We start from the raw sequence: 23920 nt of genomic DNA, 5'->3' as shown, positions 1-23920 counted from the left end.
AAGTGATAAATAAAAAAGGCCTACGACAAGAGTCGTTTGGCCATGGTCAGGGCGTGGTCGAAAGCAACCTTGTCTTGGCCGATTTTTTTCATCAACGAGGCTCCAAGCCAAAGCTGATAAAGGGATTGCGCCAGCAGCGGGTCGGGAATGGCGCAGGTGATCGATCCGTCAACCCGACCCTGCCCGATGCCGCGTTCGAGCCGGGCCATGACCGCCTGGGTGCCCTTGTCGAGCACCTGGCGCATGGCTTCGGACAGGTCGCACACTTCAGCGCCCAATTTGACCACCAGGCATTTGTCCGTCGGCGAGTCTGAGCATTGGGTTTGCGCCCAATACTGGAAGTACCCGAGCAACCTTTCTGCAGCGGGCGCCGGGCCAGCCAACAGGGTGTCGACCGTCGTCAAGTAGTCGGAAAAGTACTGCTCCAGCAGTGCCTGGCCAAATTCGTCCTTGGATTTGAAGTAGTGGTAGAACGAGCCCTTGGGGACTTCGGCAGCGCCCAGCACTTGCGCCAGACCGACGCTGGTATAGCCTTTGCGCGTCATCAAGGTCCTGGCGACAGCCAGCAGATGTTGGCGGGTTTCAGTGCGGTGTTTTTTCATAAGGTGGCTAGCCTAGATAAAATTAGACCAGTCGTCTAGTAAATATTTGAAAGGTCTAAAACAGCGTCTCTCACAGCCCCTTCCTGCCGCGCCGATGACGCCTGCTTTCGGCGAACCTTGATGAGCCCGCCTCGAAGCCCCCTTGGAAAGCCTGGGGGCTTCGAGCCTCAGGGACGGCGCCGCTAATCCGCCTGCAGCCTGGCCGGGAAGGCCTGTTCGTTGAGCTTTTCCATCACCAATGCAATGAACGCCGAGACCGCCAGCGGCAAATGTTGTCGACTGGGGTAAAGCACATGCAAGCCATAACCCGCGCGGTAGTAATCCGGTAGCAAAGAGACCAAGCGCCCAGCCTGCAGATCCATCTGGCTCATGGCCGACGGCAACAAGGCAATGCCCAACCCCGCCAGCGTCGCCCGCCGCAAGGCCTGGGCGGTGTTGCCATTGAAACGGCTAGTGATCTGCACGTCTTGCTCGACACCGTCGAGCCCACTGAGACGCCAGGTGGTGATCCCGCTGGGGTGCCCGAAACTCACAGCGTCATGATTGACCAGGTCCTCCAGCCTCATGGGCACACCGCGTTTTTCGAGGTACTGAGGACTGGCGACCAGGCCCTCGTTACCGGCCGCGATCAGTTGCCGACCGACGTACCCCGAGTCTTGCAAGATGCCGCCTCGGAACGCGATATCAATCCGATCGGCGATCAAGTCGGCACGGGCATCACTGAGCACGAAGTCCAACTGCACCCGTGGGTGCGCCTGCAGAAAGTCGGCCACCCACTGCATCGGAAAAAAATCAAAGAAGTCGGCCATCGCCGCAATGCGCACCACGCCACTGGGCTCCTGGTTGGCCGTCATCAACTGTTGCCCGGCACCAAACAGGCCGTCCACCGCCCCGCAGCACTGGTCATGAAAGACCTGGCCTGCATGGGTCAGGGTGAGCTTGCGCGTGGAGCGCTGCAGCAACCGTATGCCGAGCTGCGCCTCGAGTTGTTGAACCCGCCTGCTCAGGGTGTTGGAGGGCATTCCCAGTTGCCGCGCCGCTTGCGCGAAGCTGCCATTGCGCACCACCTGGACAAACAGAGCGACGTCATTCAGGTCCAGCATCCCAGCCCCTTAACTTCGTTTATTGGATCAGTTCACTCCAATTATGCCATCTAATAAAGCAATCCGAAGGGGCCTATCCTTCACCCATCGCGCCGTTGACCCTCCACTCCCCGGAACACGCCATGACCCCTCCTCCCCCCTGATCGGCATTGTCATCGGTTCGAGTCATGAGGCTCGCTTCGGTGAAAAACACGAGCGGTGGATCCACGAGATCGCCAAACAGCGCACTGATCTGGCCCAAGCCGCCAATAGGCTGCTCGACGACATGGCCAGGTTGGCCCAGGCCCTCAACCCCCCGAGAGAACAATCATGACCGCTATCGTCGCCAAGCTGCACCGCGCCATTGTCCACCGTACCCAAGGCAGTACCCATGGCCCGATCACGCGGCTGGTGAGCCCGGGTGACCTGGGTGAACGGCTCAAGCCCTTTATCTTTCTTGATATTTTCAGTTTGAACGCCAGTCGCGGTCGGTCGAATTTCGGCATGCACCCGCACTCCGGGATCGCCACCGTCACCTTCATGAGCAAAGGCGATGTCGCCTATGAAGACACCACCGGCGCGACCGGTGTGTTGCGGGCCGGTGGGGTCGAGTGGATGCGCGCGGGCAATGGGGTCTGGCATGACGCGACACTGACCAACCAGTCCTCGATGCAAGGGTTCCAGCTGTGGGTGGCGCTCCCGCCGGCACTGGAGAACGCCCCTGCGCAGAGTGTCTACCTGGCGCCCGACCAGGTTCCCACTGCCGGCCCCGCCCGGGTGCTGCTGGGGCGCTACGAGGCCGCGCAAAGCCCGATTGAAGCGCCGAGCGATCTGAATTATCTCGCGGTTGACTTGAAGGACGGCGAGCACTGGCGATACACCCCGCCATCCGGTCATCGCGTTGCCTGGCTCGCAGTCAGTGCGGGACGGCTGGATGCCGGAAGCCTGATTGAGACCGGCGAACTCGCGGTGTTCGAAGAGTCCGAGCAACCCATCGATTTGCGGGCACTGGGCGGCTGCTCATTCGTCATCGGCTCGGCGGTGAAGCACCCCCACGACCTGGTGACGGGGCATTACTCGGTGCACACCAGCAAGGCGGCCCTGGCCCAGGGTGAAAGGGAAATCCAGCGCATCGGCGCTCGCCTGCAACAACAAGGGCGACTGGGCTGAAGCCGCCTCGACAGCTCGCAAAAAGCCTTTTGCCGCCACCACTCATTCCTACCCACCGTATTGAGAGACACCATGACCACTAGCCATCTCGAACTGCTTTTGTCCCCGACGCAGATCGGCAGCCTGCCCCTGAAAAACCGCATGATCATGGCCCCGCTCACCAGAAGCCGGGCCGGTGCGGGCGATGTGCCAACACCCAGCGTGGTCGAGTACTACCGGCAACGTGCAAGTGCCGGCCTGATCATTACCGAGGGCTCGCAAATATCCGCCCAAGGCAAAGGCTATATGAGGACACCAGGCATTTTTACCCACGAGCAGGTCGCCGGTTGGCAGCAGGTGACCGACGCCGTCCATGCACAAGGCGGACGGATATTCCTCCAGCTCTGGCACGTCGGGCGCCTGTCCCACTCTCTGGTGCAACTCAATCACAACCTGCCGGTGGCCCCGTCATCGATCAAGGCCGATGGCGAGATCTACACCCCCGAAGGATTGAAACCCTACGAGTTGCCACGGGCGCTGGAGCTCGATGAAATTCCCGGGGTGATCGCTGACTTTCGCCAAGCGGCCGAACATGCCAAACGCGCTGGGTTCGATGGCGTGGAAATCCACGGCGCCAACGGCTACCTGATCGACCAGTTCCTGCGCGATGGCACCAATGCCCGAACCGATCTCTACGGCGGCCCTGTCGAGCATCGCGCTCGGTTTCTCAAGGAGGTTGTTGAGTCGGTTATCGAGGTGTTTGGTGCCAGCCGTGTGGGGGTTCGCTTGTCGCCGATCTTCAGTTACTTCTCCATGAGCGACAGCAATCCCCAGGCGACTTTCAATCACGTGGCGAACATGCTCAGCCGCTATGGGCTGGCCTACCTTCACGTGGTGGAACTGGGTGCAGAGCCTTTCAATTTCAGCGAGATGAAGTCCCGCTTCGGGGGCACCTACATCGCCAATGGCGGCTACGACGCAGAACGTGCAGGGGCTGCCCTCGCCTCGGGTGAAGCGGACCTGGTGTCGTTTGGCAGCGCCTTCCTGGCCAACCCGGACCTGGTGGAGCGATTCCGACGCGGCGCGCCCCTCAACCAGGCCGATCCGACCACGTTCTACCAAGGTGAAGAGCGCGGTTACACCGACTATCCCACCCTGGCACACAGCCAATAATCCAGGCCCGGTTATCCCAGCGTTTCCAACTCATCGAGCAGCTCAGGCGCCAGCACCAGTTCGCTGGCGCAGAGGTTCTCACGCAGGTGCGCCACCGAGGAAGTGCCGGGGATCAACAGGATATTGGGCGCCCGTTGCAGCAGCCAGGCCAATGCCACGCGCAAGGGGGAAGCGCCGACGCGCGTGGCTACGCTCGACAGCGTTTGCGATTGCAGCGGTGTGAAACCACCCAACGGAAAGAACGGTACATAGGCAATGCCCTGCCGGCCCAGCTCGGCAATAAGGCGTTCGTCATTGCGATGGGACAGGTTGTAGTGGTTCTGCACACAGACAATGTCAGCGATCCCCTGGGCCTGCTGGATCTGCGAGGGCGTGACATTGCTTACGCCCAGGTGACGAATCAGGCCCTGGCTTTGCAATTGTGCAAGCGCGCTGAAGGCCTCTTCGATGGAGCCCTCGGTGGGAAACACCTGGTCACCCATGGCCCGGAGGTTCACCACATCCAGAACCTCGACCCCCAGATTGCGCAGGTTGTCATGCACCGCACGGGTCAACTCGGCCGGGCTCTGCGCGGGATTCCAGGCACCGTCAGCGCCGCGCTGAGCACCAACCTTGGTCACGATCACCAGGTTGTCAGGGTACGGGTGCAACGCTTGCCGAATCACTTGGTTCGTCACATGAGGGCCGTAAAAGTCGGAGGTATCAATGTGGTTCACGCCTGCTTCCAATGCTTCACGCAGTACGGCGATGGCCGCTTTCGGGTCTTTGGGAGGGCCGAAAGCGTTAGGCCCGGCCAGCTGCATCGCCCCGTAGCCCATCCGATTGACTGGACGATCGCCCAAAAGGAACGAACCTGCGTTGGTCACTTTGTTCATGTTCTTAATCTCGATCAGATGATGTGTAGCGCACTATAGGCGTTGACCACTTCAGTGATAATCAGGTGCAATCGGCACGGGTTGTACGGCAGAGAGAACAATGAACACCCACATTCAAGACGTGCTGGCCTTCATATCGGTAGTCAATGCAGGGGGCTTCCGCGAGGGGGCCAAGACCTCCGGCAGATCCGCCTCCAGCCTCAGTGATGCGGTGCGCCGCCTGGAGGCCGGGCTCGGCGTACGACTACTCAACCGCACCACCCGCAGCGTGGCGGCGACTGAAGCGGGCATGCGACTGATGGAGCGCATCGTGCCGGCCCTTGGCGAAGTCGAGTCGGCCCTGGATGTGGTCAACGACTTCCGCGATCGCCCCTCGGGCACCCTCAAGCTGAATGTGCCCGCCAGTGCCGCAAGGCTGGTGCTGCCATCGATCATCACCCCCTTCCTGCAGAAGTACCCCGACATCACCCTGGAGGTGATGATTGAAGAGAGCTTCGTCGACATGCTCAGCGCCGGCTGTGACGCTGGCATTCGCTACGATGAACGGCTTGAGCAAGACATGATTGCGGTCCCCATCGGCCCGCGATTTCAACGCTTCGCCACAGCGGCATCACCGGCCTACCTTGACGCCAGGGGTCGGCCCGAGCACCCGCGGGACCTGTTGAACCATGCCTGTTTGCGGGGCAGATTTCCCAGCGGCGCGATGCCGCTCTGGGAATACGAGCGTCACGGCGAGACTGTCAGCGTGGACCCGACCGGGCCGTTGATTGTCAGAGTGGGAGGCGCCATCGACTTGAACATCCAGGCAGCGGTGGACGGGTTGGGCATTGTCTACCTGTTCGAGGAGTGGCTTCGCCCCTACCTGGACAGCGGCGCCCTTGAGCCCGTGCTGGAGCCCTGGTGGCAACGCTTCACCGGGCCATTCCTCTATTACCCCGGCCGCCGCTACCTGCCCTCCCCTTTGAGGGCCTTCGTGGACTTCATCAATGATGCGCGCTGAAACCGATCAATCCCGCTGATTGCATCGGTTGCCACCGCTGTTCTGCACTGTCATTCGCCAGCGCGCAGCAAGCACAACGGTTGCAGCGCCGCACTGGAAAGCTACGGCCGGGCTCCGTGCCTTTTGTGTATCATTCGATTTTCCCGACCATCACCGAGCCGCTTCTTTAGCTGATTGGCCCTGCATCATCGAGGCAACTCACCCATGACCGACCCCTCCTCTGCCTTGCCGGTACGCCCCCGAAAAGGACGCCCACGCGCCTTTGATCGTGAGCAAGCCCTCTTCAGTGCCCTCGAAGTGTTCTGGAAGCGCGGCTATGAACCGGCCTCTGTGGCGGAGTTGTGCACGGCCATGGGGATCAACCCGCCGAGCCTGTATGCCGCGTTTGGCAATAAATCGAAGCTCTTTCTGGAAGCGGTGAATTATTACGAAGCCCGGTTCTGGGACGCCACCTGGGAACGCATGGAAAGCGAGCCCGACCTGTACCGCGCCATTTCCGAGTTTTTCCTCTCTGCCGCGGCGATCGTCACCGAGCCCGAGGCCCCCTGCGGCTGCATGGTGGTCTTGGCGGGCGTCAACGTGTCGGAGAGCGCCCAGGAAATCACCCATGCCCTCAAGGCATTGCGCCAGGAAGGTCGGGATTACTTGCAGCAACGACTCGATCGCGCGGTACGAGATGGGCAGCTGCCACCTCAGATTGACACCCGCATCCTGGCCGCCGCGTTGAATACCTTGCTGGAGGGCATGTCGTTGCAAGCCCACGATGGGCTGAGCCGGCAAACCCTGGAAGGCATCGCCGCCACCGCCGTTGGCATGCTGCCCGCACCCGCCAGCCGATAAGCCAGGAAAGCCCCCCTCGCGCTGCCGCTCGGCGATTCGTCACCGCTCGACCGGTTCCCGGCACCCTGCCTCCCTCTAGAAACGCCCTCAACGGGCCCCGCACCTAGCGGCGGCCTCGATGGCGCTCACCCTCTCTGCCCCTTATCCGCTGTCGTGCCGGTGGCTCATCTGTGTGCGGCTGCCCCTGGGCGAGCAAACGCCTTGACATGATATGTATCGATCACTATAGAATGCTCAACATTCATAGCGATCACTACATATATTGAAAGACTGATCGACGCGAGCCTGCAATCGGCTCGCTCCTGTTCAGGCTTCAGCCCACACCGAGCCCTCAAGGCACCTATTCAAATCAGGAGAAACACCATGAGCAAACCCACCTACGTGCAGGAATACAAGGCCATCGTTGAGGTGCTGAACCACTACAACGAAGGTGGCAAACAGGCCAACAGCCGCTTGATGAAACCGGCGTTCAGCCAGCAGGCCACCATTTTTGGCGTGGATGCCGACGGCCAGTTGACGGGCGGTCCTATCCAGGGCCTGTTCGACATCATCGACAGCGCCTTCCGCCCCTCCCCAGAAGCCCAGGGCGTGATTGTCAACGTCGACATCGTCGGCACGGCCGCCAGTGCTCGCATCGACACCAACGACATCTCCGGCTTCTGCTTCACCGACTTTTTCAACCTGTTGAAGGTGGACGGCCAGTGGACCGTGGTGAGCAAGATCTACCACACCCACGTTGCCCCTTGACCCCCGACGTTACGCCCGCCGGACGCCGATGGCGTCCAGCGCCGCAAGGACCTAGACGATGAGCAAAAACATCAAAGCCGTACCCACCCAGGAATACACCGCGGTTATCGCTGTCGCCCAGCAATATGCCGACAGCCTGAAGACAGGCAGCGCACAAGGGCTGGCCCAGGCCTTTCATCAGGATGCAGTCATGTACGGTTTCACCAATGGCCAACTCCTGGGCGGCCCGATCAGTAACCTGTTCGCCTTCGTCGAGACCCATGGCAAGGCACCGGACATCAGCACCCGCCTCGACGTGCTGGCCATCACCCCCACCACCGCCGTGGTACGGGTGGACATGGAAAATGATGCCATCGGCGCCGACTACAACGATTACCTGACGCTGATCAAAATCGACGGTCGCTGGCAAGTCATCGCCAAGGTCTACCACCAGTTCGAAGGCTGACGGACCTGCACCGGCTCGTTTACGCGGGCCGGTGTCACAGCGTCGCTCGGCCAGGAGATTTCATGAACAACGTTTTTATCGTCGGCGGTGCAGGCAAAATCGCCCGGCGCCTTGCTCCACAACGGGTGGCCCGCGCTCACCAGACTCGCTCGCTGTACCGCCATTCGTCACAGGCCCAGGAGCTTGAGGCCCAGGGCGACACTCCGGTCGGTGAGGCAATTCAGCGATTGGCTCGCGATTGAACATCGAAACGAACAAGGAGCGAACCGTGAAATTGCTGTTGATCGGTGCCAGTGGGTGGGTCGGGCGCCATGTTCTGGAGCTGGCGCTGGCGAACCCACGGGTCAGCGTTGTGTACGCCCCGACACGCCGGGCATTGCCGCACCATCCGAAACTCATCGCGCCCATCACGGACTTCCAGCGCCTGGATCATCAGGCCCCCTGGTGGCACGTCGATGCACTGATCTGCACCCTGGGTACGACCTTGAAAGCTGCGGGCTCCAGGCCGGCGTTCAGGCAAGTCGATCATGACTACCCGCTGGCCGTCGCCCAACTGGCACGCCGCCGTGGTACGCCGACCTATGTGCTCAATTCAGCGATCGGCGCCGACGCCCAATCGCGGTTCTTTTACAACCGGGTCAAAGGCGAGTTGGAGCAGGAACTGGCGCAGGTGGGTTTTGACTCCCTGACCTATGTCCGGCCCGGGGTCATCGGTGGCCGGCGTGAAGAAGTCCGGCCTGGCGAACGTGTCCTGGTGACCTGCTTAAAGTGGGCCGCACCATTACTGCCTCGACGTTGGCGCCTGAATCCGCCTGCGGTCATCGCTCGCGCCTTGCTGGACGCCGCCATTGCTCAGGTCCCCGGCATCCGTGTGGTGACGTCCGAGCGCCTGATCCAAAGCGCCTCGCCCGCCCCTGCATACACCTGAACATCACCCAAGATTGAGGTTTTAAACCATGGCAAACGTTGAGTACTGCGCCCTTATTGAGGCCGACGCCGCTCGTGTCTGGAATGTGCTGAAGCAGTTCGGCCAGATCAGCCAATGGCACCCCGCGATCCCCGAAAGCTTCATTGAAGATGGCCAGCCAGACGGCCTGGTCGGCTGCATTCGGCGACTGACCTTGCAAGACGGTGCGATCCTGCGTGAAAAACTGCTGGCCGTTGATGAAACCAATCTGCTGTTCTCCTACCGCTTTGAAGAAGCACCGCTGCCCGTGGACAACTACGTGGCCCGCGTAAAGTTGATTCCACTGACAGGGAAAAACCAGACGCTCATCCAGTGGTCGGCACGTTTCGATACCCGCCACCCCGACCCTCAGGGCGAGCAGGCTGCCGGTATTCAATCGCTGATCGAGGGCGGCCACCAAAGCCTTCAACGCTACCTCAACGACAACGTGACGGCGTAAGCCCATCGCCCCGGACACAGAGGTGTGACCGGGGCGTTGGACTCAAGGCTGTGACAGAAGACGGCGACTCATTTGCGTCGCGACGTCAAAGGGCTGCGGGGTTCTGCTGAGTTTGACCAGCAGGGAGGCACCTAACCACATCTGGTAAAGCGCCGCGGCCAGGGTGGCGGCATCGGCGGTTGCCGCGATAGACCCGTCCACCTTCCCCTGCTCGACACAACGGGTGATCCGCTGGATGATCAGGGCGGTGCCTTTTTCGAGTACGGCACGCATGTTCTCGGACAGGTCACACACCTCGGCCCCTAGCTTGACCACCAGGCATTTCTGGTCAGTGTGATCAAACGCCTGGGTCTCGGCCCAGTAACGCAAATAGCTCAGCAGCCGCTCCGCACCCGCCCCCTCGCCGACCAGCAGCGAATCGACCCGCGCGATGTAGTCCTGGAAATACTCGTCCAGCAGCGCTTGGCCAAACTCGTCCTTGGAGCGGAAGTAGTGATAGAAGGAGCCCTTGGGCACGCCTGCGGCAGACAGGATTTCAGTCAGCCCGACAGCCGTGTAGCCCTTGTGGGTCATGAGCGACCGGGCAACATCGATGATGTGCTGGCGCATGTCGTTGAGGGGTCTTTTCATAGTGCGCGGCATGCTAGCAAAAAATCGATCCATCGTCTGGCTCCTCCCTCAGCAGTCCTCGCAGGCACAGCGTGCATCTGGACCTGTTCCGACAGGCGTGACAGCCCCGCCCCTTACAAAAAAAATAAATACATCCACACCCAGAACACAATTAATATTTGCCAATGATTAAAGAACTGAAAACATTCATCGCCGTGGCGAGAGAAGGCACCTTTGCGGCTGCCGGCAGCAAGATTGGGCTTACCCAGGCCGCCGTCAGTGCCCAAATGCAGCGCCTTGAGGCGGAGCTTGGGGTCGAACTGTTCGATCGCAAAGGACGTTCCGCCCACCTGAACCGAATGGGGCATCAGGTTCTGCTGCAGGGGCAGGAGCTGGTCCGTCAGTTCAGCAACCTCGGCACCACCACCGTGGGGCTGCCCGCCAGTGTCCTGGTCACCATTGGCGCCATTGCCTCTGTGCAGCGCTCCTTCTTGCCCGACGCCCTCGCGCACTTTCACCAACAGTGCCCGGAGTGCCGCAGCCGCGTGATCCCCGGGCTCTCCATGGAGTTGGTCAACCAGGTGGATGCCGGCGAGATCGACATGGCGGCAATTATTCGCCCGCCGTTTTCACTGCAAAGCGACCTGCGCTGGACAACCTTGGCCCGTGAGCCCTATCGACTCATTGTGCCGGCCGATATGCCAGGGGATGACTGGTCCGAACTGGTTTCCAGCCAGCCCTTCATCCGCTACGACCGCTCGTCTTTCGGTGGCCGGCAGGTGGATCGCTTCCTGCGCCAAACCCACGTGTCGTTGCGCGAGGTCTGCGAGCTCGATGAGCTGGACGCAATCATCAAGCTGGTCGCCAATGGCGTCGGCGTGGCATTGGTCCCTGAAACCGCCACGCATCAGGGATGGCCTCCTGAAGTACGCGCGCTGGACTTGAAGCAACGGACCTTCCACCGCGATATCGGCCTGGTGCATCGCGCACGCAGAAGCCTGACGGAACCGGTGAAGGTGCTGGCCCAGTTGATGACCGAGCAGGTGCAGAAAAAGCAGTAGAACAGCGCTGCACGGCCATCGGCGGGCTCACGTGGGAAACGCGTCGTTATTAGCGGCACCGCGAATAGCAAAAGAGCCCTCGGCATGGGGCACGCCGAAGACTCTTTTTTGGGGGCGGGTTAAGCCTTGTGTTCCATTGCCTCGACGGATGAAGGTTCGAGGCTGGCCTTCTCCCACTTGGCGATAACCAAGGGGGCAATGGCGTTGCCCAAGACATTCAAGGTGGTGGTTCCGCTATCGATGATTCTGAAGATGCCTGCGATCAATGCGACCCCTTCCAACGGCAGCCCGGCAGAGGCCAGGGTGGCCGACAGAATGATGATGGCAAAGCCCGGAACGCCGGCAGCGCCTTTAGAGGTCAACACCATCGTCACCACCAGCAGTATCTGCTGAGTCAACGACAGATCGATGCCATACAACTGAGCGATAAATATCGTCGCCACACCGAGAAAAATGGAAGCACCGTCCAGGTTGAAGGCGTACCCCACCGGGACCACGAAACTGACGATCCGTTGAGGAACACCGTAGTTCTCCAACTTCTTCATCAACTGCGGCATGACCGCCGCCGACGCCGCACTGGAGAACGCCAGAATCAGCTCATCGCGGAAGTACTTGATCAACCTGAAGATGTTTTCGCCAATCAGATAGCAAATCCCCCCCAGGAACACCAAGGCAAAGCTGATCAACGCGAGGTACACCACGCCAATCAACTTGAGCAGCGGCAACAACGAGGCGAAGCCAAAGGTGGCCACCGTCGCGCCGATCATGCCGAACACGCCGATTGGCGCATAAGCCATGACAAACGAGACCACTTTGAACATCGCATCCGACAAGCCCTGGACCACCGCTATGACCGGTGCGCTTTTCTGTTTGGGCAATGTGTTCAACGCCATTCCCAGAAGCACGGCAAAGAACAGCACCGACAGCAACTTGCCTTCCGACATCGCCACGACCACGTTATCGGGAACAATGTTCTGCAAGATAATCAGGGCGCCTTTCGAAGGCTCCATGTTGACCGTTGATGTGCTGTGGGAGATGCCGGCAATTTCAGTGCCTTGGCCAGGTTCAAAGAAATTGGCAAAACACAGACCCAGGACAATCGCCAAACTGGTAATCGCAAAGAAGTAAGCCAGCGACTTCGCCCCCATGCGACCAAAGGACTTGTTATCACCGCCACCGGCAATACCGAGGATCATGCAGCAAAAAACAATGGGCACTACCACCATCTTCATCATCTTGATAAAGATGTCGCCAAGGGGTTTAAGAATTTCGGTACTGACCCAAACCTGATGTTGCGGATGAGTATTGAAGTACCAACCAACGAGCACGCCAAGCAACAGCCCGGCAACAATTTGCCAAACCAATGGGATACGTTTCATGTCTAGCCTTTTTTTTGGAATGAAAGGACTGCTAGAGGGCAGTAGCTAGATTCATGAGCTTCCAGCTCATTTAGGATTTCCTGGCGCAAAGGGCTTGCGCCAGGTTTTTATTATTTTGCGAAGAGCTGACTCATATCCTTGAATGCCTTGAACTCAAGCGCATTACCACAGGGGTCGAACAGGAACATGGTGGCTTGTTCACCCACCTGCCCTTTGAATCGAATGTAGGGTTCGATCACAAACTCAGTACCAAAGGACTTCAAACGCTCGGCCAGGGCTTCCCATTGTGCCCACTGCAGAATGATGCCGAAGTGCGGCACCGGTACATCGTGGCCATCAACCGGGTTGCTGTGCACACTCTCTTGGGACGCCGTCTTTGGATGTTCGTGAATAACCAGTTGGTGACCATAAAAATCAAAGTCGACCCACTGATGACTGGAACGCCCCTCGGAAAGACCGAACACTTCACCGTAAAAGTTACGTGCAGCGGCCAGGTCATAAACAGGAATTGCCAGGTGGAAAGGAGAAAGACTCATCAGGACTCCGATTACAGTTTTTATTGGCTTATGAAGTCGCACAGCACACTGGCTGTCCGACGGCTTTTTTCAAGTTGGATTTATGCTAAAGCTGTAACCACTTTAAAAAAATCAATATATATTTTTCACAAGCACAAATTATTTTTGTACTTTTCAGCGCCGAATCCCCGGCAAGAAATCCTCCGTCCAGGCGTCTACGCAGCGCCTGAAGCCCGGTGTCACAATTCGGGTCAAAAGGGACGGCTGTTGGTTCATATCGAAAAAACCGCCGAAAAGTGCCCGGGCAAAGCAAAAAAAAGCCCTCGTCGCGGAGGGCTTTCTATTAGCAGTGTGGCTCAGCGAGGTTGGTCACGAACCTTAGAGTTTCATCCCTACCGCAAGGCGGTTAAAGGCATTCATCAAAGCGGCGGCCAAGGTCAGGTCGGAAATTTCGGCATCGCTGAAGTGAGCTCGCAACGGTTCGTACAGCTCATCGGGCGCGCCTTTCTCGCTGACGTGGGTCAGGGTCTCGGCCCAGGCCAGGGCGGCGCGCTCGCGGTCGTTGAACAGCTCGCTGATGCGCCAGCCGGCGAGGCAATCCAGCTTCTCTTGCGCCACGTCACATTCACGCAGGGTCGCGGAGTGCTTACCCAGGCAGAAGGCGCAGCCGTTGATCTGCGAGATGCGCAGGTACACCAGTTCCAGCAGCGGCAAGCCGAGCGGGCTCAACGCCAGGGCGGTGTTGCAGGCCAGCAGGCCCTGGTAGGCCGCAGGCGACAGGGAAGGAAACGGCAGTCTGAGTTGGCTCATGGTGAAACTCCTGTGTAGAAAAAGGGATCAGGCGCGAACAAGGGGGCTGAACAGCGGCTCCAGTGCCAGTCGCGTGCGGGCCGATTCGAGCGTGGCCGCGACGGCCTCTTCACCGAACACCAAGCCCTGGAGGTAGGAAAAGTGCAGGTCGAACAGCCCTAGGGTGTTCAGCACATGCCGCAGGTAGGACGTCAGAAAATCCGGCTGGCGTGCCGACTCGCCCTGATGAAAGCCGCCGGAACCGACCAGCACATACACCGGGCGGTCCCGCAGCAGGCCTGTCTTGCCCTCGGGACCGGAGCTGAAGGTGCGGTGAATGCGCAGCACGTAGTCGATCCAGAGCTTGAGCGCGGCGGGCAACGTGAAGTTGTGCATCGGGGTGGCAATCAACAGGACGTCGGCGCGCTCCAGTTCGCTGATCAGTGCTTCGGAAACGTCGAATACCGGTGCGTCGAACGGCGTGGCCGTGGTCAGGGCCCGAGCGTAGTCGCTGCCCAGTGCCGGCAGGGGCTGGGCCCCCAGGTCACGTTCCACCAGCTCCAGTCGCGGATAGCGCTGGCGCAGTGAGGCCACTAACGCCAGTGCCAACTGGTTGGCATGGGAAACCTGCCCATGGGGGCTGGCGTTGATCAATAGCAGGTTATTCATGCCAGACTCCCGGCGCGAAGGTTTTGGGTGAAGTGCATGCCCCGGGCCAGCAGCCCTTGGCGAAAATAGAAGCGTTGGGCCAAGGGCATATGCAGCCCGGTGTCCAGCACCAGGTGATCGCAGCCACGCTGCAGCGCCTCCTGGCGAACCGCAGTCAACAGCCGACCGCCCAGACCGCCGCGTTGGAGATCGGGGCTGACCACCAGGTCATCGACGTAGATAAAACGACCGTAGAGCAGGTTTTCCAGCCCGCGATAACCGGCCAGGCCGGCTATCCGCTCACCGCTCCAGGCCGCCAGCAAGCGGTAGCCCTGTTCAGCCTGGCCCTGCAGTTGGGCAACATAAGCGGCCCGGTCAGTGACATGGGGGCGCAACACGCGCATCAGCTCGAAACTGGCCGCAAAGGCTTGCGGGCCCTCAAGGTGTTGAAGTGTGTCGGTCATGGGCGTGGTCCGCTGAGAGAGTTCGCTCACCTTAAGGTGCCTATGCCTTATGCTACAGGGCCGAAAAATGCATAAACGACTAGGCCATGATGTTTCCCTTCGAATTCGACCGCAGCCAGTCAGCACCGATCTACCGTCAGTTGTATCAGCGATTTTGTGCCTCGATTGCCGACGGCCGCCTGCGCTCGGGCGATCGGGTGCCGGCCGTTCGCGCCCTGGCCGCCGAGCTGAACCTGGCGCGCGGCACGGTGGAAGCGGCCTACCAACTGCTGATTGGCGAGGGTTACCTGATCACTCGCGGGGCCGCCGGGACCTTTGTCACGCCGTTGTTGCCACCGGTGGCTGCGCCGCCACTGCAGGCGCCAATGGCACAGCCAGCCTCCCCCGCCACTCATTCCGGGACCTTGCCCCTGGCCCTGCAGATGGGCCTGCCGGCGCTGGATGCCTTTCCGCGCAAGCTGTGGACCCGCTTGGCCGGCCGACAGTTACGCCAGGCCGGCGTCGAAGGGCTGGTCTACCCGGACCCAAGAGGTTATGCGCCGTTGCGCTCGGCCATTGCGACTTACCTGGGGATTTCACGGGGGATCACCTGCCGCCCGGAGCAGGTTTTCGTCTGCGCCGGCTATCGCGCCTGCCTGGACCTGATCAGCCACACCCTGATGCAGCGCGGCGATCGTTGCTGGCTGGAAGAGCCCGGCTATTTCATGGCCAGGAATGCACTTCTAGAGGCCGGGGCCCAGTTGGTGCCGGTCCCGGTGGATGACCATGGGCTGGACGTCGCCCAAGGCATCGCCCGGGCGGCCGATGCGCGCTTTGCGGTGGTCACGCCGACCCACCAGAGCCCGCTGGGGGTGTCGCTGTCATTGCCGCGTCGGCTGGCGTTGCTGGAGTGGGCCAACCGCCAGGGCAGTTGGATCATCGAGGACGATTACGACAGCGAATACCGCTACCAGGGCAAGCCCCTGCCCGCCCTCAAGAGCCTCGACCAACAAGGCCGTGTGCTCTACACCGGGACCTTCAGCAAGGTGCTGTTTCCCGGATTGCGCCTGGCCTACCTGGTGGTGCCGGCGGAACAGAGCGAAGCCTTCGCCCAACAGGCGGACCGCCTGCATAACCACTGCCCGACGCTGCTGCAGGCGACCGTCAGCGTGTTCCTCAACGAGGGCCATTTCGCCCGGCATTTAAACAAGATGCGCAACCTCTACCCACGCCGCCGGCAATGGCTGGTGGAGGCGCTGCTGCAACACCTGGGGGAACGCCTGTTGATCAACCCCCAGGCGGGCGGCATGCACCTGGTGGCGGGCCTTCTCGAGGCTGACGATGTCCAGGTCGCCCAACGCGCCCGGGGCCTGGGCATCGCCATGGAACCGCTGTCGCAGTGGTACCTGGAAGCCGAGCCCAGGCAGGGTCTGGTCATGGGCTTCACCAACATCGCCAGTGCCGAACAAGCGGCGAGCGTGGCACGGCGATTGGCTGACATCATCCCGGGCCCCGCGTAAAGGCGGGGCACGAATAACGGCCCCCCTTTACGTCCGGCTTTTCGGCACCGTGAAGCGGAATTCCGTGCCGCAGCCCTCTTCACTCTCGGCCACGATGCGCCCGCCGTGGGCCTCGACAATGCCTTGGGTGATGTAAAGCCCGAGCCCGGTGCCCGTGGGGTTGCCTTCCTTCAAGGTCCAGTAGCGATCAAACACATGGGGCAACTGGTCCTTGGCAATCCCCTCCCCGGTATCACGCACGCTGAACACAATGTCATCGCCAGCCGCCATGGCCACCACGCCGATCTTGCCGCGACGGGGGGTGAACTTGATGGCATTGCCCACCAGGTTGGACAGCACCTGGAACAGCCGCTCGGGGTCGGCGTGAATCGTCAGCGCCGGCTCGGAATGAAAGGAAATCTCGATGTCTTTATCCAGCGCCAGGGGCGAGAGCAGCGCGTTGGCCTCTTCAAACATCTCCGCAACCTCCAGCTGCTGCGCGGTGATGGTGTAGCGCCCGGCGTCGATCTTCGAGGTGTCCAGCAAATCTTCCAGCAGCGTGTTCATACGGCCCGCCGCCTGTTGCATGGTGTCGATGGCCGTGGAGATGCGCCGAGAGGTGTGAGGGCCATCGGAGCTGAAGGCCTTCTGCATCATGCCGCAGAGCATTGAAATCACCGTCATCGGGTTGCGCAGGTCGTGGGATACCACCGCCACCAGTTCATCACGCGCCTGCACCGCACGCTGCTCACGCAGCACCTGTCGCGCCAGGTCACTTTCCAGGGCCGAACGCCGCAGGTCATTGGCGGCAAACAGGTCGCCGGGTGTCCACTGGGTGGAAATACCCGCCATCTCCACCTTCCAGATCTCGAAGGACGTGCGCGGCCGCAGGCGCAACCCCGATTCCGAGTCTTCCATATTGAGGGGTTTGCTCGGGTCGCCGCTCCAGTTGATGCTCTCTTTCACCTCTGGGCGAAACCAGATCACGCCGTTATCCACCGGCTTGGGCAAACTCATCGCCAGCACACCACTGGCGATCCGGGTGAAGGCTTCGGCAGGCGGATAGACCAGCGACAGTTGATGGCTGGAAAACACTTTTTGAGAAGAGGATTGCAGCCACTTGTGCAGCGCGCGGATCTCCTCCGGCTCCGGACAGTTGCCATAGCGGTGCAGTTGTTTGTCTTCAATGATTGCCACGCCACCGGCCTGGGTCAGGGCCATCAGCAAGGCCGGTTGCTGGGCCAGGCCATCGAAGACGTTTTCCGGCGAGTCGATCATTGCTTGATTGAGCAGCGCCAGGGTGTCGACCTTTTCTTCCCGCTGCCGGCTGACTTCCAGCGCTTCCATGGCACTGATCTGCAGGGACAGCACCTGGCCAATGGTCTGGCAGGCACTGCGCAATTCATGGGGCACATGCAATGGCTGACGATGGCCACAGCTGATCAGCCCCCACAGCTTGTCATCCTTGAGCAGGGAAATGCTCATGGACGACAGCACCCCCATGTTTTTCATGTACTGGCAGTGAATGGGCGAGACGCTGCGCAGGCTGGCAAAGCTCAAGTCCAGCGGCTGGCCGGTGTCAGGGCGCAGCTTCGGCACCAGCGGTACCGGCTGGTAATCCGCGTCCGGGATGATCCGCAACCAGTTGGTGCGATACAGCTCCCGGGCCTGCTCGGGGATGTCCGAGGCGGGGAAAAACAGCCCCTGGAACACCTCCATGGACGGCGACGACGCTTCGGCGATCACCTGGCCGTGGCCTTCCTCCTCGAAGCGATAAATCAGGACCCGGTCGTACCCAGTGATCGCCTGGATTTCCTTGACGCTGACGTCATACAAGGCCTCAAGGCTTTTCGCCGCATGCAAGCGCTGGAGCATGCGACCGAGGTTGTTGAGACGACCATCAGCCCCTAGAGACTCGATCGGTTTGGCCTGGACTTCCAGCTCCAACACCAGCACCCCTTGATGCCGGTGCACAAAGCCTTCAAAGACGCCGCCATTGAGGGTGAAATACAGCTCCGGCGCATCCAGCGGATGATGCTGCTGCGCAGCCAACTGCACCTGCTGCGCGTAATCCTCACCGAGCAACAGGGCCAGCGGCGCACCCAGCACATCGTCCACGGCCTTGCCGAGCAGGGCTTGGACGTTGGCACTGACCTGCACCACACGCATCTCGGGCTCGGACAGGGTCAACAGGACCCCGTGGGGTTGAATGGCGCCCGGGGTACGAATGGGCTCGTTGGCACAGTTGGCCAACAGCTCCTCAAAGGCTTTCTTTTCAAGCGGATTCATAACAGCACCTCTGAGCGATCAAGCCAGTGTTCAAAACAGGCAAAGGTTTCCTGGGCCGCGCTGACGGCGGTTTGCCGCTCACCCTCAGTCAGGGATGAAGTGCCCAGGGCCTGGGTAAATTCGCGCCAACGCTGGCCGGTGGCGGCGCCGTAGATATCCAGGAACGCCGCCCCGGTGCTGGCGTCCAGTTCGAGCCGGGCGGCGATTTCACGGCGCAGGATCTGCCCGCCCAGCGTCGCGCCCTCCAGCACGTACAACACCCCGAGGCACGCTGCAGCGGACGGGGTAGCGGGCAGCGACCCGCACAGCGGCAAATCGGCAATGGCCTGTTCCGTCAGCCCCAGGGCCTTGAGGTCGCGGTGCAAGGTGGCGGTCTTGAGGCGCTCGGCCAAGTCAAAGTCCTGGAAAACCACACCGCTTTCCAGCAGGCGTTGTTCCAGGGGCAGATAAAAACCGTAATAGGCTTGAATCAAGCGCAGGTAATGGGGGGTATTCAAGGCCGGCGAGAAAAACGGCAGGCGTTTCTCCAGGGCGGTGTGCAACGAGGCTGTACCTGACCTCAGGTTCTGAAGCAGCAAGGGCACAACGACGCTACGGGCATCTGATTGCATGTAAGTAAGCTCTAGCGGTCGGGCCTCATCACGGCCATGGGTCAAAGAAAAGCAGCCGGAAAGAGTACACAAGATTAGCGGAATCCGTACAACCGATCCGCCAAATGGATACAACAGCCCCAGTCAGTGATTTCGAGTCACCGAGGCCGGAAAAATTCATCTATTTTCCGAGGCGTTTCGCGGGTGCTGAACATCGGCAGCTCGAGCCGGTACCGCCGCTGCAAGGCCGCAAACCCAACCTGCGAGCACCTTTGATGAAGAAAAACCCTGTCATCCTGCATCTGTAGGATAGTGATCGCGCCGCAATCCTCCGATACTTCGAGCCAGGCCCTGCCCACGTCTGCACGACGTTCCGGTCCTTACTGACCCCGTGACGAAACCAATAAAAACAGTCGCACAGAGGTACTCACCAATGAGCCGTCAAGAACACCGTCTCGCCAGCCTTCTTGGGGCGTTCAGCACGATGACTCTGGAGCTTCAGCGCCTGGCGCAGAACAAGGATATCGAGCACTTTCACCAGCCCGCCCTGAGCTGCATCGCTCAGTTGCTGCCCTTCGACAGTGCCTGGTGGGGGCGCGCGGCGATGATTGACGGGTTGCCGGTAGAACACAGTTCCTACCTGTACAACCTGCCCCCGAGCTACCTGGCGGACTGGCAATCGATTCGCCACACCGACGTGACCATCGACCGGGTCTACGAGCAGCCCGGGCAAGCCGTCATTGTGGACATGGGCGACCCGGCCAACGGTCCCGGCCTGACCTGGCTTGGCCAGACCTACGGCATTGGCGAACTGCTCTGCGTGGTGTACGTCGACCCGCGAACCCACCTCAGCGATCACCTCACCCTGTATCGCCAGCCCGGCGCCCCAGGCTTTACCCCCCACGACTGCCTGATCGTGAACAACGCCATGCTGCACCTGGTGGCAGCGGTGTCGGCCAATCATATTCGGACCCTGGTGGCCAAGCGCGAAACCATCACCGCCTCACGCCACCTGGCCCTGGCGGTGAGTGACCCACGCGGCGCCCTGCACTGCGCGGAACGAGGTTTTGTCGACTTGCTGCTCAGCGAGTGGCCGGACTGGACGGGGCCGTTCTTGCCCGTGGCCATGGACGCCCGCGGATATGAGGGCAAGCACTTGCAGATCGAGGCGTCGGCGGTGGGTGACCTGTTCCTGCTGGCCGCCCGCAGCCGCAACGTGTTCGTGCAACTGAGCCCCCGGGAAAACGACGTCGCCCAAGGCTTTGGCGAAGGCAAGACCTACAAGGAAGTCGCCCGGGACCTGGGTATGTCGCCCAACACCGTGCGCCATCACATCCGCGCCATCTACAGCAAGCTGGGGGTCAAGGACAAAGCCCGCATCGCCCACCTGCTGCATAGCACCCCCGACTGACCCCCACCGCTGACCCACGCTGATTTTTGCGCTGTCGTTTTGACGGCCTTAGGCGCCCTTTGCCTTTTTTTTGCCACTGCACTTTTTTGACTGCCCAGCACCGGCGAACCGTTCGCCACACCACCACTCAACGAGAGGCGCTACGCCCATGAACAACACCTTCACCCGAACACTGGCTTTCACCACCGGACTGGCCTTCAGCAACGGACTATTGAGCCTGCCGGCCAGCGCCGCCGACCTCAACGCCCGGGACTTTTTCGGCGCCCCTTCGGGCACCTCCCTGGGCGTGCTGTACCTTCCGGCCACCCGCGCCGATGACTTCCACGGCCCGGCCGACAGCAACGGCAAGGCCGAGCTGAAGGTCAACGCCGTGGCCTATCGCCAAGTGTTTTTCACCGACCTGTGCGGCACCCTGTGCACCCCGCAATTCATCGTGCCATTCGCTGATATCGATGCCCGCTTGCCCGGTTCCAGCCAGCACACCGCAGAGCGTGGCTTCGGCGACCCGCAAGTCGGCGGCACCGTGTTTTTCATCAATGATCCGGCCACACGCACCTACAGCGGGCTGCTGACCCTGGTCACCCTGCCGGTCGGCGAGTACCACGCCACCCGCCCCGACGTGTCCCCCGGGGCCAATCGCTGGGGCACCACCTTCGTTTACAACTACACCCAGGGGGTCGGCGAAAAGTGGGTGCTGGAAGCCAACCTCGAAGCCCAGCTCTACGGCAAAAACGACGACTACTTCGGCAGCGAATTGAAACAGGACCCGCTCTATCGCCTGCAAGCCTTCGCCTCCTATGACTTCACCCCCGCAACCTACGGCGCCCTGCGCCTGATCCACGCCGATGGCGGCGAACTGCGGATCAACGACCAACGCATCGACGACACCCACAAGCGCTACACCCAGGCCGGCTTCGAGGTCGGGCATTGGCTGGATAAACAGAACCAAGTGATGTTCAGCCTCTCGCAAAACCTCGCCACCGATAACGGCTACCACGGCACCGACGCCTTGCTGCGCCTGGTTCACGTGTTCTGAATCGACTTTCCCGGAGCTTGCCCATGAACGCCCAGCCTCAACCCCTGTCCGGCGACGCCCTGTTCACCGCGTCGCAACGGGCCCTGCTGGCAGCCATCGTGCTGTTCGGCGCAATAACCCCGACCATTCTCATGACCGCCCCGGCGATCGCCGCGCAATTGGCCACGCAATGGCACCTCAGCCCGTCACAGATCGGCGACCTGTTTTCCACCGAGCTGGGCGCCATGAGCCTGGCCACCCTGCCCGCTTTCTGGTGGCTCAAGCGCATCAATTGGCGTCGCGCCGCCGCCCTGGCCGGGGTGATCTTCATCGCCGCCAACCTGCTCTCCATCTGGGCCGAGGATTACAGCACCCTGCTCGCTCTGCGCTTTTGCAGCGCCCTGGCCGGGGGATCACTGATGATCGTCTGCCTGTCCAGCGCAGCGTCCACCGCCAACCCGAGCCGGGTCTACGGTTTGTGGGTCATGGGCCAACTGGTGGTCGGCGCCATTGGTTTGAGCATCCTGCCGCGGCTGTTCGAACACTATGGGTTAGGGGCCTGCTACCTGATCCTGGCCCTGCTGATGGCGCTGTTTCTGCCACTGGCACGCTACTTTCCCCAGGGCGCGCCGGTGGCGGCAAGCAGCGCCGAAAAGTCCACCCGGGCCGCTACCTGGAAGGTCAGCCTGGGCATTCTCGGCATCCTGACTTTTTACATCAGCCTGAGTGGCGTCTGGACCTTTATCGGTGCCATCAGCGCCAACGCCGGAATTTCCGCCGAATCCAGCGGCGAGGTCCTCGCCATCGCTACCCTGATGGGGATTGTCGGTGCTGGCTGCGCCTCACTGATCGGCGACCGCCTGCCACGGCCTCTGTTGCTGCTGCTCGGTTACGGCTTGATGGCCGGCTCGGTGCTGCTCCTCCTGGATCAGCCACCCCTGGCCCGCCTGGCCCTGGCAGCCCTGGCCTTCAAATTCACCTGGACCTTCATCCTGCCGCTGATCCTCGCCAGCCTGGCAGAGCTCGACCGCTCCGGAAAGCTGATGAACGCCTCCAACCTGGTGATCGGCGGCGGCCTGGCCATCGGCCCCACCGTCGCCGGGCACCTGATCGAAAACACCGGTGGTTACCAGCCGTTACTGATCGGTGCCGCCGCCATCACCCTGCTCTCCCTGGTGCTGATTCTCAGCTGCCGCACAAAAGCTTGAGTGACCCTTTTACCCTCGAGAAATGGAAAAGACATGAGCCGAAAAAGTGCATTTTTCTTCGACGAACTCAGCCTCTGGCACAGCGCCGGCCCCCACGCGCTGATCTTGCCGGTGGGTGGCTGGGTGCAACCTCCAGCCGCCGCCGGGCATGCCGAATCACCGGAAACCAAACGGCGGCTGAAGAGCCTGCTGGACGTCTCCGGCCTGACCCGACAGCTGCACGTACGCAGTGCCGAGGCGGCCACAGAGGAAGACCTGCTGCGGGTGCACACACCTGAGTACCTGCAGCGCTTCAAAGCCATGAGCGATGCCGGCGGCGGCCTGCTGGGCCCCAACGCCCCCATCGGCCCCGGCAGCTACGAGATCGCCACACTCTCCGCCGGCCTGGCCATGGCCGCGGTCGAGGCCGTGTTGTCCGGCGAAGCCGACAACGCCTACGCTTTGTCCCGTCCGCCAGGTCACCACTGCCTGGCCGACAGCGCCATGGGCTTTTGTTTCCTGGCCAACATTCCGATCGCCATCGAAGCCGCCAAAGCACGTCTGGGCCTCGGCAAGGTCGCGGTGATCGACTGGGACGTGCACCACGGCAACGGCACCCAATCGATCTTCGAAGAGCGCGGCGATGTACTGACCATTTCCCTGCACCAAGACGGCTGCTTTCCGGCCGGCTACAGCGGCGACACCGATCGTGGCCGAGGGCCGGGGCTGGGGGCCAACATCAACATCCCCCTGCCCCCGGGCAGCGGTCACGAGGCGTACCTGTATGCCCTGCAGCGCATCGTCATCCCGGCACTGGAGCAATTCGAACCGGAACTGATCATCGTCGCCTGCGGTTACGACGCCAACGCCGTCGATCCCCTGGCACGCATGCTGTTGCACAGCGACTCGTTCCGCGAAATGACCCGCCTGGTGCGCACAGCCGCCGAACGCCTGTGCCAGGGACGGCTGGTTCTGGTGCATGAGGGCGGGTATTCCGAAGCCTACGTGCCGTTCTGCGGGTTGGCGACGATTGAAGAGTTGGCGGGTATCAGGACCGAAGTGACCGACCCGCTGCTGGAATTCATGCAGTTGCAGCAGCCCAAGGAGGCACTCCTGGCGTTCCAGCGACAGTTGATCGATGGCTTGATCGAGCAACGTTAAAACGA

General features: G+C 61.2%; 26 protein-coding genes. 15 read left to right on the top strand and 11 right to left on the bottom strand.

Going from position 1 to position 23920, the window contains the following annotated elements:
- Positions 1 to 20: 20 nt before the first annotated feature.
- On the bottom strand, positions 21 to 602 hold the full coding sequence (locus M1B35_RS15095) for a TetR/AcrR family transcriptional regulator (RefSeq protein ID WP_268262374.1): 582 nt from the start codon (positions 600 to 602) through the stop codon (positions 21 to 23).
- A gap of 182 nt (positions 603 to 784) precedes the next feature.
- Positions 785 to 1705, bottom strand: a complete 921-nt coding sequence (locus tag M1B35_RS15090) for a LysR family transcriptional regulator (RefSeq protein WP_268262373.1) — start codon at positions 1703 to 1705, stop codon at positions 785 to 787.
- Positions 1706 to 2014: 309 nt separating this feature from the next.
- Between M1B35_RS15090 and M1B35_RS15085 the strand changes: the two genes are divergently transcribed.
- Entirely contained in the window at positions 2015 to 2854 is an 840-nt protein-coding gene (locus tag M1B35_RS15085; RefSeq protein ID WP_268262372.1) for a pirin family protein, read from the top strand.
- A gap of 72 nt (positions 2855 to 2926) precedes the next feature.
- Positions 2927 to 4006 (top strand): alkene reductase, encoded by a 1080-nt coding sequence (locus M1B35_RS15080; protein WP_268262371.1) that lies wholly within the window; start codon positions 2927 to 2929, stop codon positions 4004 to 4006.
- 11 nt (positions 4007 to 4017) lie between these two features.
- Here M1B35_RS15080 and M1B35_RS15075 read toward each other — a convergent pair whose 3' ends face one another.
- Positions 4018 to 4881, bottom strand: coding sequence for an aldo/keto reductase family oxidoreductase (locus M1B35_RS15075; protein WP_268262370.1), 864 nt, complete (start codon positions 4879 to 4881; stop codon positions 4018 to 4020).
- Positions 4882 to 4981: 100 nt separating this feature from the next.
- Here M1B35_RS15075 and M1B35_RS15070 point away from each other — a divergent pair, with 100 nt between their 5' ends.
- From M1B35_RS15070 to M1B35_RS15040, 7 genes are all read left to right on the top strand, one after another.
- Positions 4982 to 5881 (top strand): LysR family transcriptional regulator, encoded by a 900-nt coding sequence (locus M1B35_RS15070; protein ID WP_268262369.1) that lies wholly within the window; start codon positions 4982 to 4984, stop codon positions 5879 to 5881.
- Positions 5882 to 6085: 204 nt separating this feature from the next.
- Positions 6086 to 6721, top strand: a complete 636-nt coding sequence (locus M1B35_RS15065; RefSeq protein WP_268262368.1) for a TetR/AcrR family transcriptional regulator — start codon at positions 6086 to 6088, stop codon at positions 6719 to 6721.
- Positions 6722 to 7084: 363 nt separating this feature from the next.
- A complete protein-coding gene (locus tag M1B35_RS15060) occupies positions 7085 to 7468 on the top strand; it encodes a nuclear transport factor 2 family protein (protein ID WP_268262367.1) in 384 nt (127 codons plus the stop codon).
- A gap of 58 nt (positions 7469 to 7526) precedes the next feature.
- Positions 7527 to 7913: a nuclear transport factor 2 family protein gene (locus tag M1B35_RS15055; RefSeq protein WP_268262366.1), complete on the top strand. Its 387-nt coding sequence runs from the start codon at positions 7527 to 7529 to the stop codon at positions 7911 to 7913.
- A 62-nt stretch (positions 7914 to 7975) separates the two neighbouring features.
- Positions 7976 to 8155: a Rossmann-fold NAD(P)-binding domain-containing protein gene (locus M1B35_RS15050; protein WP_268262365.1), complete on the top strand. Its 180-nt coding sequence runs from the start codon at positions 7976 to 7978 to the stop codon at positions 8153 to 8155.
- A gap of 26 nt (positions 8156 to 8181) precedes the next feature.
- A complete protein-coding gene (locus M1B35_RS15045; RefSeq protein WP_268262364.1) occupies positions 8182 to 8841 on the top strand; it encodes a Rossmann-fold NAD(P)-binding domain-containing protein in 660 nt (219 codons plus the stop codon).
- Positions 8842 to 8869: 28 nt separating this feature from the next.
- Entirely contained in the window at positions 8870 to 9319 is a 450-nt protein-coding gene (locus M1B35_RS15040; RefSeq protein WP_268262363.1) for an SRPBCC family protein, read from the top strand.
- Between the two features lie 42 nt (positions 9320 to 9361).
- Here the strand turns inward: M1B35_RS15040 and M1B35_RS15035 are convergent, their stop codons facing one another.
- Positions 9362 to 9949: a TetR/AcrR family transcriptional regulator gene (locus M1B35_RS15035; RefSeq protein ID WP_268262400.1), complete on the bottom strand. Its 588-nt coding sequence runs from the start codon at positions 9947 to 9949 to the stop codon at positions 9362 to 9364.
- A gap of 164 nt (positions 9950 to 10113) precedes the next feature.
- Here M1B35_RS15035 and M1B35_RS15030 point away from each other — a divergent pair, with 164 nt between their 5' ends.
- Positions 10114 to 10989: a LysR family transcriptional regulator gene (locus M1B35_RS15030; protein ID WP_268262362.1), complete on the top strand. Its 876-nt coding sequence runs from the start codon at positions 10114 to 10116 to the stop codon at positions 10987 to 10989.
- A 119-nt stretch (positions 10990 to 11108) separates the two neighbouring features.
- Here the strand turns inward: M1B35_RS15030 and M1B35_RS15025 are convergent, their stop codons facing one another.
- From M1B35_RS15025 to M1B35_RS15005, 5 genes are all read right to left on the bottom strand, one after another.
- The gene (locus M1B35_RS15025; RefSeq protein ID WP_268262361.1) at positions 11109 to 12368 is read right to left on the bottom strand and encodes a cation:dicarboxylate symporter family transporter; all 1260 of its coding nucleotides are present in this window, start codon (positions 12366 to 12368) and stop codon (positions 11109 to 11111) included.
- Between the two features lie 110 nt (positions 12369 to 12478).
- A complete protein-coding gene (locus tag M1B35_RS15020; protein ID WP_268262360.1) occupies positions 12479 to 12904 on the bottom strand; it encodes a VOC family protein in 426 nt (141 codons plus the stop codon).
- Between the two features lie 357 nt (positions 12905 to 13261).
- A complete protein-coding gene (locus M1B35_RS15015; RefSeq protein WP_268262359.1) occupies positions 13262 to 13693 on the bottom strand; it encodes a carboxymuconolactone decarboxylase family protein in 432 nt (143 codons plus the stop codon).
- 27 nt (positions 13694 to 13720) lie between these two features.
- Positions 13721 to 14341, bottom strand: coding sequence for an FMN-dependent NADH-azoreductase (locus tag M1B35_RS15010; protein WP_268262358.1), 621 nt, complete (start codon positions 14339 to 14341; stop codon positions 13721 to 13723).
- Positions 14338 to 14784: a GNAT family N-acetyltransferase gene (locus tag M1B35_RS15005; protein WP_268262357.1), complete on the bottom strand. Its 447-nt coding sequence runs from the start codon at positions 14782 to 14784 to the stop codon at positions 14338 to 14340. The genes M1B35_RS15010 and M1B35_RS15005 overlap by 4 nt, the downstream gene beginning before the upstream one ends.
- Positions 14785 to 14870: 86 nt before the next feature.
- Between M1B35_RS15005 and pdxR the strand changes: the two genes are divergently transcribed.
- Complete coding sequence (gene pdxR / locus M1B35_RS15000; RefSeq protein ID WP_268262356.1) at positions 14871 to 16283, top strand: MocR-like pyridoxine biosynthesis transcription factor PdxR; 1413 nt, start codon at positions 14871 to 14873, stop codon at positions 16281 to 16283.
- Between the two features lie 27 nt (positions 16284 to 16310).
- Here pdxR and M1B35_RS14995 read toward each other — a convergent pair whose 3' ends face one another.
- Complete coding sequence (locus M1B35_RS14995; RefSeq protein WP_268262355.1) at positions 16311 to 18551, bottom strand: ATP-binding protein; 2241 nt, start codon at positions 18549 to 18551, stop codon at positions 16311 to 16313.
- The gene (locus tag M1B35_RS14990) at positions 18548 to 19162 is read right to left on the bottom strand and encodes a biliverdin-producing heme oxygenase (protein ID WP_268262354.1); all 615 of its coding nucleotides are present in this window, start codon (positions 19160 to 19162) and stop codon (positions 18548 to 18550) included. The genes M1B35_RS14995 and M1B35_RS14990 overlap by 4 nt, the downstream gene beginning before the upstream one ends.
- A gap of 412 nt (positions 19163 to 19574) precedes the next feature.
- Between M1B35_RS14990 and M1B35_RS14985 the strand changes: the two genes are divergently transcribed.
- The 4 genes from M1B35_RS14985 to M1B35_RS14970 all read left to right on the top strand — a co-directional run bounded on the left by M1B35_RS14985 (position 19575) and on the right by M1B35_RS14970 (position 23915).
- Positions 19575 to 20552, top strand: coding sequence for a helix-turn-helix transcriptional regulator (locus M1B35_RS14985; protein ID WP_123334075.1), 978 nt, complete (start codon positions 19575 to 19577; stop codon positions 20550 to 20552).
- A 148-nt stretch (positions 20553 to 20700) separates the two neighbouring features.
- Positions 20701 to 21588, top strand: coding sequence for a transporter (locus M1B35_RS14980; protein ID WP_268262353.1), 888 nt, complete (start codon positions 20701 to 20703; stop codon positions 21586 to 21588).
- Between the two features lie 23 nt (positions 21589 to 21611).
- Positions 21612 to 22775 (top strand): MFS transporter, encoded by a 1164-nt coding sequence (locus M1B35_RS14975; protein WP_268262352.1) that lies wholly within the window; start codon positions 21612 to 21614, stop codon positions 22773 to 22775.
- A gap of 33 nt (positions 22776 to 22808) precedes the next feature.
- A complete protein-coding gene (locus M1B35_RS14970; RefSeq protein WP_268262351.1) occupies positions 22809 to 23915 on the top strand; it encodes a class II histone deacetylase in 1107 nt (368 codons plus the stop codon).
- Positions 23916 to 23920 lie beyond the last annotated feature (5 nt).

The organism is Pseudomonas morbosilactucae (assembly GCF_023241665.1).
In the GTDB taxonomy this organism is placed as follows: Bacteria; Pseudomonadota; Gammaproteobacteria; order Pseudomonadales; family Pseudomonadaceae; genus Aquipseudomonas; species Aquipseudomonas morbosilactucae.
Note: the sequence above shows the minus strand (reverse complement) of the source record. Positions and strands in the feature narration are given on the sequence as shown.

Bases quoted from the DNA above. Each gene is read 5' to 3' on its own strand.
- M1B35_RS15095 (WP_268262374.1), bottom strand. From the start codon at position 602: ATGAAAAAACACCGCACTGAAACCCGCCAACATCTGCTGGCTGTCGCC.
- M1B35_RS15090 (WP_268262373.1), bottom strand. From the start codon at position 1,705: ATGCTGGACCTGAATGACGTCGCTCTGTTTGTCCAGGTGGTGCGCAAT.
- M1B35_RS15085 (WP_268262372.1), top strand. From the start codon at position 2,015: ATGACCGCTATCGTCGCCAAGCTGCACCGCGCCATTGTCCACCGTACC.
- M1B35_RS15080 (WP_268262371.1), top strand. From the start codon at position 2,927: ATGACCACTAGCCATCTCGAACTGCTTTTGTCCCCGACGCAGATCGGC.
- M1B35_RS15075 (WP_268262370.1), bottom strand. From the start codon at position 4,881: ATGAACAAAGTGACCAACGCAGGTTCGTTCCTTTTGGGCGATCGTCCA.
- M1B35_RS15070 (WP_268262369.1), top strand. From the start codon at position 4,982: ATGAACACCCACATTCAAGACGTGCTGGCCTTCATATCGGTAGTCAAT.
- M1B35_RS15065 (WP_268262368.1), top strand. From the start codon at position 6,086: ATGACCGACCCCTCCTCTGCCTTGCCGGTACGCCCCCGAAAAGGACGC.
- M1B35_RS15060 (WP_268262367.1), top strand. From the start codon at position 7,085: ATGAGCAAACCCACCTACGTGCAGGAATACAAGGCCATCGTTGAGGTG.
- M1B35_RS15055 (WP_268262366.1), top strand. From the start codon at position 7,527: ATGAGCAAAAACATCAAAGCCGTACCCACCCAGGAATACACCGCGGTT.
- M1B35_RS15050 (WP_268262365.1), top strand. From the start codon at position 7,976: ATGAACAACGTTTTTATCGTCGGCGGTGCAGGCAAAATCGCCCGGCGC.
- M1B35_RS15040 (WP_268262363.1), top strand. From the start codon at position 8,870: ATGGCAAACGTTGAGTACTGCGCCCTTATTGAGGCCGACGCCGCTCGT.
- M1B35_RS15035 (WP_268262400.1), bottom strand. From the start codon at position 9,949: ATGAAAAGACCCCTCAACGACATGCGCCAGCACATCATCGATGTTGCC.
- M1B35_RS15030 (WP_268262362.1), top strand. From the start codon at position 10,114: ATGATTAAAGAACTGAAAACATTCATCGCCGTGGCGAGAGAAGGCACC.
- M1B35_RS15025 (WP_268262361.1), bottom strand. From the start codon at position 12,368: ATGAAACGTATCCCATTGGTTTGGCAAATTGTTGCCGGGCTGTTGCTT.
- M1B35_RS15020 (WP_268262360.1), bottom strand. From the start codon at position 12,904: ATGAGTCTTTCTCCTTTCCACCTGGCAATTCCTGTTTATGACCTGGCC.
- M1B35_RS15015 (WP_268262359.1), bottom strand. From the start codon at position 13,693: ATGAGCCAACTCAGACTGCCGTTTCCTTCCCTGTCGCCTGCGGCCTAC.
- M1B35_RS15010 (WP_268262358.1), bottom strand. From the start codon at position 14,341: ATGAATAACCTGCTATTGATCAACGCCAGCCCCCATGGGCAGGTTTCC.
- M1B35_RS15005 (WP_268262357.1), bottom strand. From the start codon at position 14,784: ATGACCGACACACTTCAACACCTTGAGGGCCCGCAAGCCTTTGCGGCC.
- pdxR (WP_268262356.1), top strand. From the start codon at position 14,871: ATGATGTTTCCCTTCGAATTCGACCGCAGCCAGTCAGCACCGATCTAC.
- M1B35_RS14995 (WP_268262355.1), bottom strand. From the start codon at position 18,551: ATGAATCCGCTTGAAAAGAAAGCCTTTGAGGAGCTGTTGGCCAACTGT.
- M1B35_RS14990 (WP_268262354.1), bottom strand. From the start codon at position 19,162: ATGCAATCAGATGCCCGTAGCGTCGTTGTGCCCTTGCTGCTTCAGAAC.
- M1B35_RS14985 (WP_123334075.1), top strand. From the start codon at position 19,575: ATGAGCCGTCAAGAACACCGTCTCGCCAGCCTTCTTGGGGCGTTCAGC.
- M1B35_RS14980 (WP_268262353.1), top strand. From the start codon at position 20,701: ATGAACAACACCTTCACCCGAACACTGGCTTTCACCACCGGACTGGCC.
- M1B35_RS14975 (WP_268262352.1), top strand. From the start codon at position 21,612: ATGAACGCCCAGCCTCAACCCCTGTCCGGCGACGCCCTGTTCACCGCG.
- M1B35_RS14970 (WP_268262351.1), top strand. From the start codon at position 22,809: ATGAGCCGAAAAAGTGCATTTTTCTTCGACGAACTCAGCCTCTGGCAC.